Source organism: Paenibacillus liaoningensis, from assembly GCF_059609455.1.
The window spans coordinates 1-18,300 of record NZ_JCAALU010000022.1; the positions used below are offsets into that span (position 1 = coordinate 1).

Annotated in this window: 19 protein-coding genes; 1 reads left to right on the forward strand and 18 read right to left on the reverse strand. The window is 45.7% G+C overall.

Annotation, left to right across the window (positions count from 1 at the left end):
• Positions 1 to 258: 258 nt before the first annotated feature.
• From AC6B99_RS28330 to AC6B99_RS28380, 11 genes are all read right to left on the reverse strand, one after another.
• A complete protein-coding gene (locus tag AC6B99_RS28330) occupies positions 259 to 924 on the reverse strand; it encodes an HNH endonuclease (RefSeq protein ID WP_496664791.1) in 666 nt (221 codons plus the stop codon).
• 508 nt (positions 925 to 1,432) lie between these two features.
• Positions 1,433 to 1,873 carry a hypothetical protein gene (locus tag AC6B99_RS28335; RefSeq protein WP_496664792.1) on the reverse strand — a complete coding sequence of 147 codons (441 nt, stop codon included), beginning with the start codon at positions 1,871 to 1,873 and terminating at the stop codon, positions 1,433 to 1,435.
• Positions 1,854 to 2,258, reverse strand: a complete 405-nt coding sequence (locus tag AC6B99_RS28340; RefSeq protein WP_496664793.1) for a hypothetical protein — start codon at positions 2,256 to 2,258, stop codon at positions 1,854 to 1,856. The genes AC6B99_RS28335 and AC6B99_RS28340 overlap by 20 nt, the downstream gene beginning before the upstream one ends.
• A gap of 10 nt (positions 2,259 to 2,268) precedes the next feature.
• The gene (locus tag AC6B99_RS28345) at positions 2,269 to 2,952 is read right to left on the reverse strand and encodes a Fic family protein (RefSeq protein WP_496664794.1); all 684 of its coding nucleotides are present in this window, start codon (positions 2,950 to 2,952) and stop codon (positions 2,269 to 2,271) included.
• 474 nt (positions 2,953 to 3,426) lie between these two features.
• Positions 3,427 to 4,350, reverse strand: a complete 924-nt coding sequence (locus AC6B99_RS28350) for a hypothetical protein (RefSeq protein ID WP_496664795.1) — start codon at positions 4,348 to 4,350, stop codon at positions 3,427 to 3,429.
• A 137-nt stretch (positions 4,351 to 4,487) separates the two neighbouring features.
• Complete coding sequence (locus tag AC6B99_RS28355) at positions 4,488 to 4,919, reverse strand: hypothetical protein (RefSeq protein WP_496664796.1); 432 nt, start codon at positions 4,917 to 4,919, stop codon at positions 4,488 to 4,490.
• A gap of 459 nt (positions 4,920 to 5,378) precedes the next feature.
• Positions 5,379 to 5,915, reverse strand: a complete 537-nt coding sequence (locus tag AC6B99_RS28360; protein ID WP_496664797.1) for an NUDIX hydrolase — start codon at positions 5,913 to 5,915, stop codon at positions 5,379 to 5,381.
• A 357-nt stretch (positions 5,916 to 6,272) separates the two neighbouring features.
• Positions 6,273 to 7,133, reverse strand: coding sequence for a hypothetical protein (locus AC6B99_RS28365; RefSeq protein WP_496664798.1), 861 nt, complete (start codon positions 7,131 to 7,133; stop codon positions 6,273 to 6,275).
• Positions 7,134 to 7,322: 189 nt separating this feature from the next.
• Entirely contained in the window at positions 7,323 to 8,177 is an 855-nt protein-coding gene (locus tag AC6B99_RS28370; RefSeq protein WP_496664799.1) for a GIY-YIG nuclease family protein, read from the reverse strand.
• A gap of 654 nt (positions 8,178 to 8,831) precedes the next feature.
• Positions 8,832 to 9,686, reverse strand: a complete 855-nt coding sequence (locus AC6B99_RS28375; protein WP_496664800.1) for a TrmH family RNA methyltransferase — start codon at positions 9,684 to 9,686, stop codon at positions 8,832 to 8,834.
• A gap of 9 nt (positions 9,687 to 9,695) precedes the next feature.
• Positions 9,696 to 10,361 carry a potassium channel family protein gene (locus tag AC6B99_RS28380; protein WP_056041014.1) on the reverse strand — a complete coding sequence of 222 codons (666 nt, stop codon included), beginning with the start codon at positions 10,359 to 10,361 and terminating at the stop codon, positions 9,696 to 9,698.
• 195 nt (positions 10,362 to 10,556) lie between these two features.
• Between AC6B99_RS28380 and sspI the strand changes: the two genes are divergently transcribed.
• The gene (gene sspI / locus AC6B99_RS28385) at positions 10,557 to 10,787 is read left to right on the forward strand and encodes a small acid-soluble spore protein SspI (protein ID WP_056041012.1); all 231 of its coding nucleotides are present in this window, start codon (positions 10,557 to 10,559) and stop codon (positions 10,785 to 10,787) included.
• A 6-nt stretch (positions 10,788 to 10,793) separates the two neighbouring features.
• Here the strand turns inward: sspI and AC6B99_RS28390 are convergent, their stop codons facing one another.
• The 7 genes from AC6B99_RS28390 to AC6B99_RS28420 form a co-directional block, all read right to left on the reverse strand.
• Positions 10,794 to 12,053, reverse strand: coding sequence for an alpha-D-ribose 1-methylphosphonate 5-triphosphate diphosphatase (locus AC6B99_RS28390; protein ID WP_496664801.1), 1,260 nt, complete (start codon positions 12,051 to 12,053; stop codon positions 10,794 to 10,796).
• A gap of 248 nt (positions 12,054 to 12,301) precedes the next feature.
• Positions 12,302 to 13,405: a M24 family metallopeptidase gene (locus AC6B99_RS28395; RefSeq protein ID WP_496664802.1), complete on the reverse strand. Its 1,104-nt coding sequence runs from the start codon at positions 13,403 to 13,405 to the stop codon at positions 12,302 to 12,304.
• A 245-nt stretch (positions 13,406 to 13,650) separates the two neighbouring features.
• Positions 13,651 to 14,754 (reverse strand): Gfo/Idh/MocA family protein, encoded by a 1,104-nt coding sequence (locus AC6B99_RS28400; RefSeq protein WP_056041008.1) that lies wholly within the window; start codon positions 14,752 to 14,754, stop codon positions 13,651 to 13,653.
• A complete protein-coding gene (locus AC6B99_RS28405; protein ID WP_496664803.1) occupies positions 14,747 to 15,448 on the reverse strand; it encodes a ThuA domain-containing protein in 702 nt (233 codons plus the stop codon). Before AC6B99_RS28405 ends, AC6B99_RS28400 begins: the two co-directional genes overlap by 8 nt.
• A gap of 18 nt (positions 15,449 to 15,466) precedes the next feature.
• A complete protein-coding gene (locus AC6B99_RS28410; protein WP_056041004.1) occupies positions 15,467 to 16,633 on the reverse strand; it encodes a Gfo/Idh/MocA family protein in 1,167 nt (388 codons plus the stop codon).
• A 20-nt stretch (positions 16,634 to 16,653) separates the two neighbouring features.
• Positions 16,654 to 17,682 (reverse strand): substrate-binding domain-containing protein, encoded by a 1,029-nt coding sequence (locus AC6B99_RS28415; protein ID WP_494879610.1) that lies wholly within the window; start codon positions 17,680 to 17,682, stop codon positions 16,654 to 16,656.
• A 184-nt stretch (positions 17,683 to 17,866) separates the two neighbouring features.
• Positions 17,867 to 18,196 (reverse strand): hypothetical protein, encoded by a 330-nt coding sequence (locus AC6B99_RS28420; RefSeq protein ID WP_056040999.1) that lies wholly within the window; start codon positions 18,194 to 18,196, stop codon positions 17,867 to 17,869.
• Positions 18,197 to 18,300: the final 104 nt, after the last annotated feature.

Below are 18,300 nucleotides of genomic sequence, written 5' to 3' on the forward strand. Positions count from 1 at the left end.
CTGCTGTAAACGTGCGTCGTTGTTTTGGCATTGTAGAGATCCGCTCCTTAGGATGATAGGTTTATTCTACAAGCCCTCATTTTTATTGTCCAACTAAGTGTAGCCGATCCAGCTTTAACTATTTCAAAACCTAAACCCTCTCCATGCTTAGCCATTAAGTCGCCCCCTACAATGATAAAAATCGTAGTCTTCAAATACTGAATACGTGTTGAATAGAATTCAGGCAGAATTCATAAGCTTATCATTCAGAACTAAACCCTACGAAATCCCCTTCCAACTGATTCTGAGACTCTTCTTCAGATCCTCAATGCTAATCATCGGGATTCTATGAATCATACGATGACAGTTGGCACAAAGCATGCCCAGATCCTCAACTTTGGTTGTTTCCCCTTTCTTCATCTTGGATAATGGCTTTTTGTGATGACACTCTATAAAATCTTTTCCTCGCTCACCGTAGACCTCTTCAAAATTGATTCCACACGCTTCGCAAAACAAATCCCCGTTCGACTTCTTAAATCGCTTCTTAGCATCTTTAATGAGCTGGGGATCACGCTCTCGAACTTTATGCAATCGAAGCAGTTCCTTTCCTTCTTGGTACTCTAAGTCAGCCCTATTCGTAATCTGATCTACAGACCTTACTTCCCCAACCTTTTCAACTTGAAATTGCTCTACATACCTCTTAAAGTGTTTCAATGCTGAACTGTACATTCTATTCCCTTTCTTATTCTTTTTCAAAAATTCAGGATGCATGAGGATTCTATCAATCAACGATATATCTGTAATTTCAAACAGATCCGTTTGATTTATCCCATAGTCCTTCATTTCTGAAGAAATGGTGGGTATTGCATTAGCATATCTATTTACTGAATATTCTTTAATGGATCGATTACCTCTCAGCCAAAACATGAAGTCATCCTTGTTCATTAATAATCATTCACCTTTCTAAACATATTGACGAATTACATCTATGAATCACCATTATCTTGAATTAGCAAATCGCTTATTGAGATCATATCACATGATTTTACAGTGTGGTTTTAGCATTTTTTTGGCTGCAACCTGTGACTAACCATGAGCTGATTATGAATTGATTACATTCATAATCAACAATCATTTGGAATAAACTATTTTCGCTATTCCCACTCTCCAGAAACCACTATTCCAATTTTATATTCAGCAAATAAAAAAGCCGATAAACAACAGAATAAACATCTGAGTTCAAATCGGCTTGTGAGAAGACTTTTACTCTTATTTACTCAATACAGCTTTTATCTCATATATCCTTATTACACCTGCTCGCATACCATGCCATCTTTGTCTTTTTCCCGCTAATAGGAATAGCAAAGGGCTTCACGCAAAGGTGCGGTTCCAGCCGCTCTAACTGCGTAGAACATTTCGACGTTGCGGATGCTTGAGAAGTAGAAGGTTTGTTTCAATTACTTTCCCGCTCTAAATTTTTACTTTTTTTAATATACATCGAATAGATGTCCAAGATGCATTCCAGTCCAAAATGCGCCTCTTCTGCTTCTGGGCTTTTTTCGCTTTTCAGCGAAAAAATTGACGATGACTTTACAATTTCTTTCTTTGTAAGTAAGTAGTCCTCAGTAAAATTAAAGATGTGATTGATCTGCACAATATATGTGTTATATCCCGATTTATCTATATTTTCCCCACCTCTTAATATTAGTGAATCAATCGTTGATCGAGGAATTCCAGTTAATCTGGAGAGAGTTAGCCTTGAATATCCTATCTGCCTCATATACTGAATCAAAGCGTTTGCTACGGTTTGCTGATGATCATAATAATTAACCATACCATCTCTCCTCTCCCTATTTTCAACATTCCGATGCTTCCTACTTCCACGTTTCTTCAAGGACAACATACCGCCCTTTTTTCCAGATATGAATTAGTGAGAAGTTATTTTTGTCGTCCATGATGAGGAACTCATTATCATAGCGATCATGAAAGATTCGATATAACTGATACGGCGTTACTTCACATTCTTCAAGTCGGTTGACGAAGAGAGGAGACCAACGAGTAGCTTCTTCTACCGTTTTGACTTCGCTGCATTTGAACCCTCGCTGCTCGATTCTGAACTGCTTCAGCTCATCTTGGCTTAATGGACCTTCTACTCTATTTTCCTCCATGTACTGTGCAATTCTGCGTATACTGTATTGCGGAAGGCATTTCAGACTCGGCACTGCATATATACCATCATCAAAACCATCGTCAAAATTATCTTCCTCGTTTGTCTTCATTCTGTTCCCCTCACTCCATAGGAAGCGAATTTAAGAATGCTTTATATCGTTGTTGCTCTTTATGTATAGTTGCTTTAGCGTACACTTCAAATCCTTCTGCATCTTGATTTTCAAGAAATTGAAAATATTCGTGCTTATTTTCTTTTTTAATTACAAGAGGCACAACTTGATTTTGCAACAGCAGATACATCATAAGCAATCTACCCAATCGTCCATTCCCATCCGAATATGGGTGAATTCGCTCGAACTCAATGTGACTGGAGCAAACTGAAGCAATGATATCTTCAGACGACCTTGCTTGTTGTATTTGATCGTTCAGATTTTGAAGCCATTGATCAATGCGGGAAGCAATTTCTTTTGGAGAAGCTATAGGAAGCGTCGTCCCTGCTATTCCATTTTCTTGTGACTTGAATTGTCCTCTCTCATGATGAAGTCGATCCATCAGAAGAAAATGAACATCATGAATAAGTGAAGTCGTAAGATCTTGATCGATATTTTCAATAATGTAGTTGAAAGCTAAGCGATGATTTTCTAATTCGTAAAATTCATGCACAGACATTTTGCCTGGAATCATTCGATAAAGGATGATGGAAACAGCTCCGCTTAGCGTGATCGTGTTATTCTCAATTGCACAAGAATGATGTGTCATACGCACTAAGAGGTCGTCCAAATAATCTTTCGGAAGATGCATCATTTATCCCCCGTTCCTTAAATCTTAACGAATAGCAAGAACCGTCAATCCTTTTCCTCGCTTGGCATTAAGATACACTCGTAGCTGATCTATCTTATATCAAGCTAATCAAAAAATCTCCATTCCGTCAATAAAAACTGGATGGTGTTACAATTGTAACCACATTAAAAATAAATCCAAACTCCATCTTGCTTTATACTCAAAATAGGATTATACATGGTATAACGATCAGACGGAGGAGTGAAACAGTTGGATAAATTGACCGATCTTGAAGGCTTAACAAAGGAATACTCTTTCAGTAAACTTAAAATTGAACTTAAAAGATATACCCTAAACTTAAAAACTTATAAGTTATGTAAAAATTCTATTATTGCCGATCTGCGTTATTTAATTCAAGAATCAGTCTCAGATAAACAATTCAATTATGCTACCTGTTGGCATCAAAAAAGATACGAACATCATTCGTATCTTCATAAATTATTTTGGCACAACGGCCTCAATACGAGCTTGCAATGCAGTCGTTATTTCACCTTCTGGCAACGCGCTCACAGCCGCTTGAGCCTTTGTGCTGTAGGATATTGATCTGTACTTTTCGTATTGAGAGACATAATTTGTTGCTACATTGATCTGTTGTTGAAGCGCTTGATCTGCAATTCCGCCGTTATATTTATCTTTGAGGACTTGCGCTCGATTCGTCAAATCATTGACGATGATAACATATAGCGGATTTGATCGAATGGATGACGGAATAGCTTCCACTTTCCCCAATGCTGAAACGATCCATGTTTTACTTTTATACTTTTCACCAAGCTCTACGTAACGTTCCACATCCGATAGCGTTGCTTTCACAACAAGGTCGCTAACAGCGTCAATGTCGGTAAATGGCTTATTTCTATCAATCTTCTCCTGCACCGCATTCAGACGGGCTTGCAGCTCAGCTTTGATTTGTCCGCTAAACAGCTCGTTGACGCCAATTCTCGCTTTATCTACGTCACCTTGGTTATGAGTTTCTTCGGCTTGTTCAATCTTCTCGATCACACTCGACAAGACGAAGTACATCACATTTGCTTTATAATTCGGTTCTTCGGTTACGAGTCTTTCATGCAGCGCATCTAATTGCAAATAAAAATGGTCAGTATCCATCGTATTCGGCAAGATGTCTACGAGATCACGAAGCTCCTCAATGCGGGCAATGAATTGCAGTATGGCTTCATGCTCTTCGACGCTGATTTCGATTACTTTTCGATCCCGATCTGCCTTAATCAAATCGATTTCTGCTTGAATATAATTACGTATCTCGTTAGGATCTGCAGCATATGATCTTGTTGGTATAAACATGCTAAACAAGATGATCCCGACCAGCAACATTGCAATGGCAGTCTTTATATTCTTTACATTCACAAATAATCACTTCCTTTCTTATTAGTTTTTCACATTATAGTACGAAGCAATCGAATTTATCACTGATTAACTCTTCCACTGAGCGGTTACAACATCTGTATTGTGGCTTGTGCAAATATACAACGTGCCGCTATCCTTTAACTAAATTCTCTCTTGTTATCATCTTCAATATCACGATTTTTTGATCCGAAGAAATAAGAAATAAATCCCCATGCGCTCTGGACTTCGGAAAACGGAACCAATAGTATTTCAGCCTGTTGCTTGTAACTATCAAACAATTCAGGACGTTCTCCAATTAAAAATATAATCTTGGGTATTAAAGCCATTGGTGTATCGTTCATAAATGTTTTCTCAGATCGGATATATCCTCCATCAACCTTCTCGATCAAGTTATAACGCTCAAGAAAAGCCAATTTTTTTAGCGTGCCTGTATAAGATTTCCCATATAAACGTGATATCTCCGTTTTGGGAATCTTACAAATGACTCCTGACTCATTACCTACAATAATTAATAACCTCTCGTACTCATTGATTGTTTCCTTTATTTTATCCACAATATTAGAGTTCATATAAAATCACCTTACGATCGTTTATTCGACTTATTATGTCGTAGCTAAGCGTAATGATTTAATTCTAATATCTCAATTGCTGAACGTATTGCCTCTTGTGAAATTTTCAAAGCTACTCTACAATTTTTCACACTTTGTTGTAATACAATCTTCGGGGAAGCTGATTGTCTTAACTCTGGAATCACAACTTCAGATTCATAATTTGGATGATTCCACGCAAGTATACGCATCCAATTTGCCGATGCTTCCCGAACATAATAGATGGAATCACTTATTGTTTTTTCTTCGGTATTACTGATTCTATTTTAGTTTATTCACCTCTTCACTTGGAAGCCCAGTAATCCCGGAAGCTTTATCTGCTTTTGGCAAATTCATAAGCCTGCTCTTTTAAAACTGACTCTTTAACCTATTAGTAGATCTTCTCAACCTTTGTCATTTTCAACCGCTCCCTTACATTCTTCAAATATCCCTCGTCCGTAGGTTCGCTAATACTTCAACCGCTTTTTCAAGAATAACCTTTTCCCGTACAATCATAAAATGGGTTGAATAATCCTCGAAAATAATTTCTGAGTTGTTCATTGCTTCTAATGCTTTTTCAAATGTCATCCATTCAACTATCATTCCAAGCTCTGCTTCACTTTTAGTAAGTATTGTGTTACTTACGCGGTTTTGTGCTTTTGCTACAAAACAGTAGGAATGTTGCATAAAATTATTTTTGTTCTTATGCTCCTCGATGTAACCCAATTCATGTATAATCTCGGATTCATAACCTATCTCTTCCTTAATTTCACGTAGAAACGCATCTCTGTTATCTTCGCCTTCATAAACTCCCCGGCCAGGCAACTTATAAATGTTAATTTTTGACATGTACATCATAGCAACATGAAGCATGTCGTCCACCAATACACCCCTGGAGGCATAACGCGTTATGGTTTCCATGAAATCAGGAGCATCACCAATAAAATCACTGCCAGTTATTCTTCTTATCAACTGCATGAAATCACTCCTATCATTTGCTCCACAGACCTAATTATTTTGAATGTAGTTACCAGCCTGAGAAGCCCTGAAACGCCTGCTAAAAGCCTCTGAGGTATGATTCGAGAAGAACTCTTCCTTCTCCTGCGTTCCCCAATTTCCCGCCTCCTACCCAAAAGAAAAGCCGAGCGAAAATCAGGGGGGGGATACCTGAAATTCGTCGGCTTTGTGGCTGACTTTGATTTATGAGTGACAGCGTGTGCTGAATAACGGCAGACTTAAATTAAAATCTACACAGTAGGGTTTTAGTAATTAAGGAAGGTAGTTGATGGAAGAAATATATTCTCCATGAGAATTTTTAGATATATTGGAGCTAAATCAAATCAGATTTTCAGGACTCCCATTGATGTCATCTTGATTCAAAAGCCAGTAAGTCCCATCATGATCAATAACTACTGCAAGATAATCCTTTTCTAAATTATCTTTCCACATTCCATAGGATACAGAAACGAGACACGCAATCATAGCATCTCTAAAATGAGCACCACCTTCCCCATGAAACCTAATATCATCGCTAATCGAAATATTGATCCCAAATCTTTTGAAAATAACATCAATGAAAGAAATTTCCCTTTCCCAAACCTCCTGGGTCGATCGAGTAATTTTAGTTTTTTTGGTTTTTAGATTTTCAATTTCTTGTTTATTCTTGTCGAGATCCTCAAACTCTAATTCATTGATATGTTTATCGAGGGATTCTTTTATTTGATTGATAATTTTTTTCGTTTCAAAAATACTTTGAGGATGCGTTTCTAAGATATATCGACTCTTAATACCCCATAATGGCATACGCGTTAAGACATCTTTGCTTTTAATCAAACTTTTTGGTTGCCATTGAAGATGAGCACCTGAAACTCCATTTAACTCCTGTTCAACATCTCTGTAAGAATAGTGAGGTTTAACTGGTTCAGTAAGACATGCATCCATACATAACACCATATATACTTTCGAATAACGTATTGGAATGTTGGACATATATTCATAAAAGTCAATTTTGTCATTAAAATCCCAAGTCCATGAGTTGTCGCTATCCTTATAGATTGAAATAACAATGTCATTAGCACTTGTTCTTTTCGATTCTCCCATATCAGTACCCAAAAACAAACCATTTGAGAGAAAATCACCTTGTTCTTTAAATTCATTTGATGATCTCTTGCGTGCCTTTTTATTCAGTAACTTCATTGAAATTCCCCCGCTTCAATAAATGGTGTTGTCTTAATGTTTATTAAGTATGCTTTTCACTTGGGATTGACGTAAACCACTCTCGCTTTTTAGACTTTATAATTCAGATAAGACACTTTCTTAGAAGACTTGTGGTGTCACAGTTTACACTTAGGATCACGGTATTTAATTAGAACCCCACACAATTAATCAGTTTCCATTCAAACCAAATGCCCGTGACCCCAGCTTCTGCTTGTATATCTGTTCAAAACCAACAACCTCAGTTTGAGTTAATGATTTAGGAAGTGTTCGTAAAATCGAGTATTGAAAATTGTTGTAACGATCTGGCTCTGCCTGTAATAATGACATCAATCTAATATTTCCTCCATGCTTCGTTTCTGCATAGCTTCTCCAGCGACCCATAATACCCAGTTTCCCTGATGCCGATCCTACATACTGACTTCCATTAGTCATATCAGTTATTAAATACACACCCGCAACAGAGGATAGCATGGTGTGCCATATTCTATTTGGATCAGGACTATTAACAATCGTTTGAAGCTCGTCAAAAGTTAAGATCATTTCTTCAAAGCCTGGGAATTCCTTAACATATCCAGCAGGAAGTATTTCAACTACTCGCTTCGGAATGTCTTTTTTTAGCCATTGATACCAAGCCCTCGTCGATGCTCCCCAATCAATAACCAGCCGATCAACCAGATCATTTAGTAGATCCATCTTCTCCATTTCATAATGAAATAATGGTTGCTCTAAAATCTCCATATATGGATACTCAGGAGGAACATTCGCCAATGATTTATTAAATGTTGACTTTCCAATTACTTTGTAAGCCCCAATGTAGATTGCTTTCGACTGCTCATACCCCAAAAACGAAATGAGATACTCGCAATTCCCAAACACGTCATTGCTTTGAATACTTTGATAAAAATCGAGCATTCCTCGCTTATAAAGGTATTTGGTATCATAATTCGGATCTTGATGCCGAACTAACTTTATTGATTTGGAAAGATCCAATCCTCTCATTGAAAGCAATTCAGTTAGATACACCACTTTCACCCTACCTTGTCATTAGCATCATTGAATCGCCAAGCTGACCAACACTTTCCGTGCTAATTTCTTCTGATAAAAGCAGTTCACGAAAACTATATTTTCCAATGATATACGGGGCAAGTTAGCATCCCATCACTCCTGCCACCATAAAACCTGTTACTTTGTAGAAAACTAAAAATAACTGTCCCCAAAACACCCTCCCTCCAATCCGCCCCAATCCCTTACCCCACAAGGTCTCACCGCCAATTCTGAGATAAAAATTCCTGTCCCAAAAACGCTGAGAAAAAGGCTTGAAAACTGGAAGAAAACTGGTTCAGTTGTGAACGAAAACGAATAATAATTCGTGTCCTTGAAGGGGTTGAGAGATACTTGAGAAAAGCAGGGATCTGCATTTAAAACGCCTGAGTAAGAGACTGGGAAATGCCTGAGTAAAACCGTCTCTGCATACCCCAAAAGCCTTGAGTAGCCTGGGTTTCTGCTTGATTACTTATTCGGGATTTGGATGGAAAATCCCTGCTATGGTGCTTTAAGAGGAGAGAAAAAGACTGGAGAAATGGTTGAGTCAATCATCAACCAGGTTCCAGTCTTTGGTGGTTTGGGGACAGTTAATTTTAGTCTGGGACGGTTATTTGGGAGTTGGACAGGAATTATTTATTTGTTAAACCGTCTCTGCCTCATCGCCTCATGCAGCAGCACGGTTGCCGCCATCGCCACATTCAGCGATTCCGCCCGTCCGTGCATCGGAATAATGACCGTCTCATCGGCTGCCTCAAGCGAGCTTGCAGACAGCCCTTCCGACTCATTGCCGAGCAGCAGCCAAGTCGGTGCAGTCCAATCATACGAATAGCAAGTATGCGACGCTTCGAGGCTCGTCCCAACCAGCGCAAAGCCGCGATCCTGCGCCGCAGGCAGCAGCTCCGTCAAGTCCGCCTCTATAATCGGCAAATGAAATAGCGAGCCCATCGTGGAGCGCACCGTTTTCGGATTGTACAGATCAGCGCAGCCTTTGCCCAGCACGACGCCATTGGCTCCAACCGCATCCGCGCTGCGAATAATCGTCCCGACATTGCCAGGGTCCCTTACCCCATCCAGTACAACGACCAATCCGTTAGCTGAAAATAAAGCATCATCCGCTGCTTCCAGCTTGCGCACGACAGCAAAAACCGGCGGCGGCGTATCCGTCCCCGAGCATTTTGCCATAACCGGCCGCGCCGCCTGAATCCATTCGACGCTGGCACCTATTCCCGCACTCTCCGCAGCACTGCCCGCATATCCGCTTCCGCGGCCACCCTGCTCCGCCATCTTCCGCAGCTCCTCCGGCAAGCCGCGCTCCGCATCGTACATGACTGCTTCGATTGCCGCTCCAGCGGCGAAAGCTTCCTGCACCAAATGAACGCCTTCAATGATGAACTTGCCGAGGCGGTCGCGGTATTTTTTGTCCAGCAGGGAAGCCCACTGCTTGACACGGTCATTTTGAATCGAGGTTAAAAGGCTATGATTGTTCATATTTATTAGTCAACCTTCCGAATAGGCAATTTCTAAATTGGATAAGTCTGAATTTTTCCCTACAATAACTAAAATATCGATATCGCGAATGAGATCATCCGCATATGGCGCAATGTTCATATTTGAACCCGTCTTGATCGCCATGACGTTGCATTTGAATTTGGCGCGAATGTCGAGCTGCTTTAAGCTTTTGCCAATCATCGCTTCAGGCGCTTTAATTTCAATGATGCTGTAATCCTCGGAAATTTCAATGTAGTCTAAAATGTTAGGCGAGATCAAATGATGCGCCACGCGCAGCCCCATATCCCGCTCTGGATATACAACCTTGTCTGCGCCGATTTTGCTAAGCACTTTGCCGTGCAGCTCATTTTGCGCCTTTACGATAATGACGCCAACCCCCATATCCTTCAAGATGAGGGTTGTCAAAATACTCGACTGAATATCCTGCCCGATCGCCACGACCACGACATCAAAATTGCGAAGGCCCAGCGCCCGCATCGCTTCCTCGTCGGTGGAGTCGGCAATGACGGCATGCGTCACATGATTGACCGCGTCCTGTACGCGATCCTCGCTCGTATCAATCGCCAGCACCTCAAAGCCCATTTCGGTGAGCGATGATGCGACGCTAAGACCGAAGCGGCCTATGCCAATGACGGCGTATTGTTTTTTCGGCAAAACGCAACTCTCCCTTCCTATATGTACGAAAATCTGCTATCGACCATTATAACACACGCACCCGTGCAGAATGAAAAAGTGCAGCTGCGGACATATTAATCAGGCACGCCAATTAGCAGGTTTTTAGCGGCCTCGCTTACCATGCGCAGGACCACTGCGGTTGCGCGTAATAACGACGACTTGGAGGGAATCCGGTTGGATAATCTGGATTTGCGTCAAGCCATTATAAGGCGGGTACACGATAAGCCGCTCAATGAATTAACCGAAGTGATCGAAAGCTCGATTGGCAATGACGAGCGTGCGCTTCCCGGACTCGGCGTTTTGTTCGAAATGATTTGGAAGCAAATCGACGAGCAGGAACAAGCCCGTCTGGTAACAGCGCTGCATACGCAGCTAGCACGATTCGCCCAGCCCGCCACGAATTAAAATGCTTTAACGGGTCAACGCGGTATACACCGTTTTGCCGCCAACGATTGTCCGTTTGACCCATGGATGGCCTTCATAACGATCAACAATAACAAGGTCTGCCGCTTTGCCCCGTTCCAGCGAGCCAACTTCACTTGCTATACCCAGCGCTTCAGCTGGAGCGAGCGTAGCTGTGCGAACTGCTGCGGGCAAAGCGGCTATTCCTTCATCCGCCAGCTTAAAAATCGCATGCAGCAGCGCCGACGGATGATAATCTGAGCAAATGATGTCTGCCGCACCCGCCCCAATCGCCTCAGCCGCCGATAGGTTTTTATCATGCGAGCCGCCGCGCACAATATTAGGCGCCCCTACACATACATGCAAGCCCTGCTGCACCGCATATAGAGCCGTTTCCAGCGTAATCGGAAATTCTGAAATACTGACGCCACAGCCCTTCAATTGATCGACTCGCTCGCTTGAATCATCATCATGCGAAGCGACCGATATGCCCCGCTGCACGGCCAGCTTCCCAAGCTCCTCTAATCCGGCCCAATCAATTTGGCGCCTATTTTCCATCAGCTCTGCTACGATGGCATTTACTTCATCGATGCTGACCGATTGATTTTTCATCACATAACGTTCGAACGAGCCTGGCTGCCTGTACTGCCCTTGGCCCGGCGAATGATCCATGAAGGACAAATAATCAATGGCACCTTCATCCACATAGCGCTTCACGATAGGCAAACCCGGCAAATACGAAATCTCGTATCTCAAATGAATTAGATTGCGCACGACAGAGCGCCGCTCGCGGTAGCTGCGAATGAGCTCCACCATCTGCGTCAGCAAATGCTCGCCCCTCAGACTAAGCCCAACGCCAAGCGATAACGAATGGTACATCGTCGTTATGCCATGCAGCGGAAGCTTGCGTTCAAACTCCAGCAGGGACATGCTTAGCGGGAACAGCGTATTTGGTCTGGGCTGCACCTCTTTTTCAATCGCATCACAGTGTATATCAATGAGTCCAGGCAGCACATAACAGCTCTCCTCTTCGATGATTTCAAGCGCTGCGTAGCCGCTATTTCCTACACCTCGTCCATCATGTTCATGCTCACCAACATTTTCAGCAAAGTCGCCTTGCTGCGCTAGCCAGCTCTGTACCTGCTCTGCGCCAAGCAGCACTTCCTCTATGATGCCGTCCCTAACGATAACTGCCCCTTCCGCTACTGCATCCGGCAGCACGAGCTTCCCTTTAACCATCACAACCGATTGCCGCATCTCTGTCTTCATCTTGCACGCTCCCCTTTATAATTTTGCCAAAAATATAAAGTGATTATGTAGAAGCTACTAAGCTGTCAGACAAGCTTTATTAAAGCTTAACATACCATTTTTGCGTTCAATAACAAAGGGGTTGTCCCGTCCATGTGCAAGATCAATTGCAAGATCAATCACCAGGTGAAAAATAACAAAAAACCTCCTGCCATTCAACATGGCAGGAGGTTCGTATAAATCGGTTCATACTCCGGCTGTATCGCAGATTACAAATGCTGAAGCTCCTTCGGAAAGCTCGTCAGCACCTGCGGCTTGCCATCATCAACGATATAAATATCGTCTTCGATGCGGACGCCGCCAACCCCCGGCACATAAACGCCCGGCTCTACGGTGAACAGCAGCCCCGTTTCAATCAGCGATTCATTGCTCCCGTGAACGGAAGGCAGCTCATGAATATCAATGCCGAAGCCATGCCCCACGCGGTGGGTGAAATATTCGCCATAGCCTCGTGAGGTAATGGCTTCGCGGGCAGCGCGATCGACTGCGGCAAGTGTCCTGCCAGCTTCTGCTGCCGCAATCCCTTGACGGTTCGCCGCCAGCACCGCATCATAAATACGCGCCTGCTCGGCTGTACCTTCACCGATCACAAAGGTGCGCGTAATGTCCGAGCAATAACCGCCCTTGTATACGCCCATATCAATGAGCAGAAAATCATTTTCCTTCAGCCGATATTCGCCCGACCGGCCATGCGGCAATGCGGAGCGAGCGCCGCCCAGCACACTCGTCTCAAATGCAGGCTTATCGCCGCCCAGCACCCGAAGCCGATATTCTATCTCGGCGTTCAGCTCAAGCTCCGACACGCCAACAGCCGCCTTGGCTGCCGCTTCCTGCAGCACCTTCTCCGCAATTACGACTGCGGCGCGCACAAGCTCGATTTCCTCCGCCGACTTGCGAAGGCGCAAACGCATCAGCAGCGGCTCCACATCCCGGAATGCGGCCTTAGGAAATACTCCAGCCAGCTGCTCATAGGTTGCCACATTCAAATGCCGCTTTTCTATGCCGATTGCAGCCGCACTATTATCCGCCTCTCTGCCCAGCAGCTCGTAGGCATTGTCCGTATCCGATATCGCGACCAGCTTCGATACCATCGCCGCCTCGCTCGCACTCTCCTGATCCAAAGCCGGGACAAACAGCGTATATGTCGACTCCTTCGGGTTAATGAGCAGTCCCATAAAACGCTCATGCGGATCGCTATGAAAGCCCGTCAAATAAAAAATACTGCCCGGCGACGTAACGAGCGCAGCCTCGATTCCAGCAGCCGAAAGCTCGGCGATCAAGCTTGATTTTCTAAGCTCATAGGGGTTATACACGTTTCACTCTCCTCCTCCATCTAGTGCACCAATTGCTAAATCCAATAGCTCTATCATACCTCAAATGAGCCTGAAACTGGAAGCGGATGGTGCAAGACAAACGAGAGCCTTTTGTGAAAAATAGCGCGTTAACACCGGATAGCACCTCCCCCTTGCTAATCCAACGACCTGCATCTATTAAAAAAAGCCCGCCAACCCGCGATTTACGCGAATTAACGAGCCTGCTTCAACTGTCTATTACCAGCCTATTTGTCCAGTGTATATTCCGCCAAACCGAGCGGAAATACCATTGGCTTCTCGCAGCTGCTTTGCATCACATAATGCTTGCCTTGCTCCGCCGCATCATGGAAGCCATGCATCGCTTCCAGCACATGGTAAGCAAGCTCGCCGTTTGCCCGGTGCTTGCGGCCCGTCAGAATGGCTTGCGCCATGTCGGCTGCGCCAATGCCTCTGCCATTTTCCGAATGGCCGTAAGCAAGTGGAATCGTCGACCATTCCGAAGCCCCGCCGCGGCGCAGCTTGATTTCCCCGCCGAAATTGTTCGGGTTCGTAACTTGAAGCGTGCCTTGGCTGCCGTACACCTCAATGAATGGCAGCGTGGAGCCGCCCTTCACATCAAAGCTAGTCAGCAGCGTCGCGATTGGCCCAGCGGCAAATTCCATAATGCCGGCCACATGCGTCGGCACTTCAACTTCAATTTTTTGCCCATGCTTCGGCGCGCTCGTAATCGTTCTCTCCGGGAAGGTAATGCGAGTCGAGCCCGTTACACGGGCAATCGGTCCTAGCATCGCAATTAGCGCCGTCAAATAATAAGGTCCCATATCGAACATGGGGCCGCCGCCTTGCTGGTAATAAAACTCGGGAGCCGGATGCCAGCTCTCATGTCCGCCGGACATCATAAAAGCGGTAGCGCCGATAGGCGTGCCAATCCAGCCGTCTTCAATAATTTTAATGCACGTCTGGAGTCCGCCGCCAAGGAACGTATCGGGCGCGCTGCCTACGAGCAGCCCTTTCGCCGCCGCCAGCTCCAGCACTTGCTTGCCCTCCTCGCGCGTAACCGCGAGCGGCTTCTCCACATACACATGCTTGCCAGCTTCCAGCGCCTGCAAGCATACCGGGGCATGCGCTGCTGGAATCGTTAGATTGATGACCAGCTGCACTTCCGGGTCCGCAAGCAGCTCAGCGACCGAGCAGCCGCGAATGCCATACTCCGCGCCTTTCTCCTTGGCGCGTTCTACATCGAGATCCGCACAAGCGACAATTTCCATGGAGCTGAATTTTGAACCATTTTCCAAATAAATACGGCTAATATTTCCTGTCCCGATGATCCCAACCTTGACTTTACTCATGTTTGCCTCCGTCTCTGCCTGCCGCAGTTGCTTTGCCTTCCGCACACCAGTTAAACCCGCGTCTCATCATTTCTTTAACAACTGGAATGTCTACAATATTAGCCTGGTGCCCAAGCGAATTATAGTAGACGCGGCCTACGCCCCAGCGCTTCGTCCAAGCGACCGGCATATCAACCGCTTTATTCAGCGCATGAGGACCGTCTGCAACGGGGAAGCGCGTCGTCGCCAGCACTTCAACCGCTGGGTCCACATGCATATAATACTGCTCGCTGCTTACTGTAAAATCCTCAATGCCATCGGTCAGCAGGCTGGACGTGTTGGTCACATTGACCACATATTCCACGCCGTCATTGCCGGGATGCGATACCCACTGGCCGCCCGTCATGAACTGCCATTCTACGCTTTCGCGGAAGGAGTCGCACATGCCGCCGTGGCAGCCGGCAAGGCCGACGCCGTTTTGAACCGCTTCGGACACATTTTTCAGCTGATCGCCCGTAATCTTTCCCATCGTCCATACCGGAACGATCAGGTCCAGCGCCTTCAGCTTCTCGCCATCCTCAAAAGCCTCCAGCGTATCCGAAACCTCAACCTCAAAGCCTTCTCCTGCAAGCACTGCTTCAAAAATAGCTGCTACCTCTTTAGGCTGATGTCCGTCCCAGCCGCCCCATACGATTAATGCCTTCGGTTTGCTCATCGTCTTATCGCATCTCCTCTATTTATACTCCGCCAGCTTCACCCAACGGCGCTCTGTAATGGACTGCTCAACTGCCTCTAGCACCTCTTGGCACCGAAGGCCATCGTGGAAATTCGGCACCGGTTGACGATCCTCGTGAATCGCCAGCATCAGCTCCTGCATTTCATGCGTGAACGTATGCTCATAGCCAATCGTATGTCCCGCCGGCCACCAGGCATCCATATAAGCATGAGCCGGATCGGTCGCCAGCACGCGGCGGAAGCCCTGAACGTCATCAGCATCGTCGGTAAAATAAACCTCCAGCTCATTCAGACGCTCGAAATCGAATTTGACACTGCCCTTGCTGCCGTTAATTTCGAAAGCATTGGTAGAGCGGTGACCTGCCGCGAAGCGCGTCGCTTCGAAGCTGCCGAGCGCACCATTTTCAAAACGAGTCATAAACAGCGTCGCATCATCCACCGTTACTTTGCCGCGAGCACCAGAAGCATCCCCTTTGGCGCTAAGCCCCGTCATTTCCGATGGCAGCGGGCGCTCCTTGATGAACGTTTCGCTCATGCCGATTACCTCGTCAAACTCGCCAACAAGGAAGCGCGCCAAGTCGATCAGATGAGCGCCAAGGTCGCCATGCGAGCCTGAGCCGGCGACTTCCTTCTGCAAGCGCCAGACGAGCGGGAATGAAGGATCAATGATCCAATCCTGAAGAAATACCGCACGGAAATGGTAGATTTCGCCCAATCGGCCATCGCTGACGAGCTTCTTCGCCAGTTGCACCGCTGGTGCAAACCGATAGTTAAAGCCAACCATATGCTTGATGCCAGCCTCTTCTGCCGCATCGAGCATTTCCTTCGCATCCGCTACATTGAGTGCCAGCGGCTTTTCGCAGAACAGATGCTTGCCAGCTGCGGCAGCCGCCAGCGCAATTTCCTTATGCGCATCGCTTGGCGCATTAATATCAATCACATCGATGTCGCTGCGTTCAATCAGCTTGCGCCAATCCGTCTCGGCGCTTTCCCAGCCGAACTGGCTTCTAGCTTGCTCCAGCGCCTCGGCGTTGCGCCCGCAAATCGCTTTCATCTCTGGCAGCGCTGGCGTCTTCGGAAAAAACATCGGCAAAGCCCGATAAGCATTGCTATGCGCTTTTCCCATAAACTTATAGCCGACCATTCCCACACGTACTTTCCCCATTTCAATCTCCGCCTCCCGATTTATGAAGATGTTTCCCGCTTAATCAAATGCACAGGCAGCAGCCCTTCCTCCGTCTGCTCCAGCAATTCCTTCTCTGGAGCGAGCAGCCGCTGAGCTGCCCTTCTTCCCATTTCGTAAAAAGGTACCGCTACCGTCGTCAGCTTCGGGCTCACAATAACCGAGCCTTCCGAATCATCATAGCCGACGAGCTTCACATCAATCCCAGCCTCGATTCCATACGCGCGCAAGCCATCCATCAGGCCAATAGCCATCCGGTCATTAGCGGCAAAAACCGCATCCGCCTGGCCGCTGCGGATGAGCGCTGCGACAGCTTCCGCAGCTTCAACCCCACTCTTGCGGCTGTAATTGCCCAGCAGCGTCAATGACGGATCGTAAGCAAGTCCCGCATGTGCAAGCGCCTGCTTGTAGCCGGTCATTCGGTCCATACTGCTTGAAAACACATCTGGCCCATTGAGAAAAGCAATCCTTCGGCTCCCGCCGTCGATCAAATGCTTGACGGCCTCGTAGCTCCCCGCATGATGATCCGCATCGACGGACAAATATCCTTCCTCCGCGAATCGCTGGTTAACGAGGCAGAACGGATAACCCTTCTCCTGCAGCTCCGCAAGCGCTTTCTTCTCTTCCGGCACATTTTGAGCGCCGAGCACAATGCAGGCATCGATCTTCTGCGCCAGAAACAGCCTGGCATAATCACGCGAGCCGCTAGGCTCTCGAAAGATTAACAGCACATCATACCCATATTGCTTAGCCGCCTCGCCAATGCCGCTCAAAATTTCTGCAAAATAATACGTGGAAAACAAATGAACTTTAGGTACAAATGGCAAGATAACGCCCAAATTGCCGCTGCGGCTTCTAGCAAACTGCTGCGCCAGCGCACTTGGCACATAACCAAGCTGCTTTGCCGCATCCTCTACTCGAAGCCGAGTTTCTTCCCTGATAGGCCCAACCTTATTAAGCACTCTGGATACTGTGGCTTCGGATACGCCCGCAAGTGACGCAACTTCTTTTCTACTAACCAAAGCAAGCATCCTCCTGATTCTCAAGCAAATTCAATCAATGTACACGCGTACATTATTTCATGAAAGTGGAAGCTCGTCAATACTAAAAATAAAAGCATAAACAGCAAAGAGCAGTGCTGAACCCCGGAAGGCCTGCCCTGCTCTTTGCTGTTTGCTTCTTTGCTGTTCTCAACCGCTGCTTACAATGACTTCCTTAGAAGCTTGACGGCGGCGGAGGTGGCGAATACGACTGGTTGCGATCTGCCTTTGACGCACTAACAAGGAGCAAAACGCCTGTAATTAAATGCATGATCATGCCCACAATCGGAATAACCGCAATAACGGACGTCACAATACCCAAAATGCTGCCATGCTTATCGGCATTATGCTGCGAAGCCAGCACCAAGGTCACAATATGCAGAGCCAGCATTACAACTAACGGAATATAAGAAAGACCCATTACAATCAGGCCGCCCATAACTGGGACTCCTATAATAATTTCAAAAATTCCTGTAATCAACAATAACGTTTTTACATTGCTCATTTTCCTTCAACCCCCCACTTCGATGCAATCGTCACCATGCAAGGAAAACAAATACAAGCTTCCTTCTCATATACTCTCCTATTGTATTCCAATTCGACTAGGTT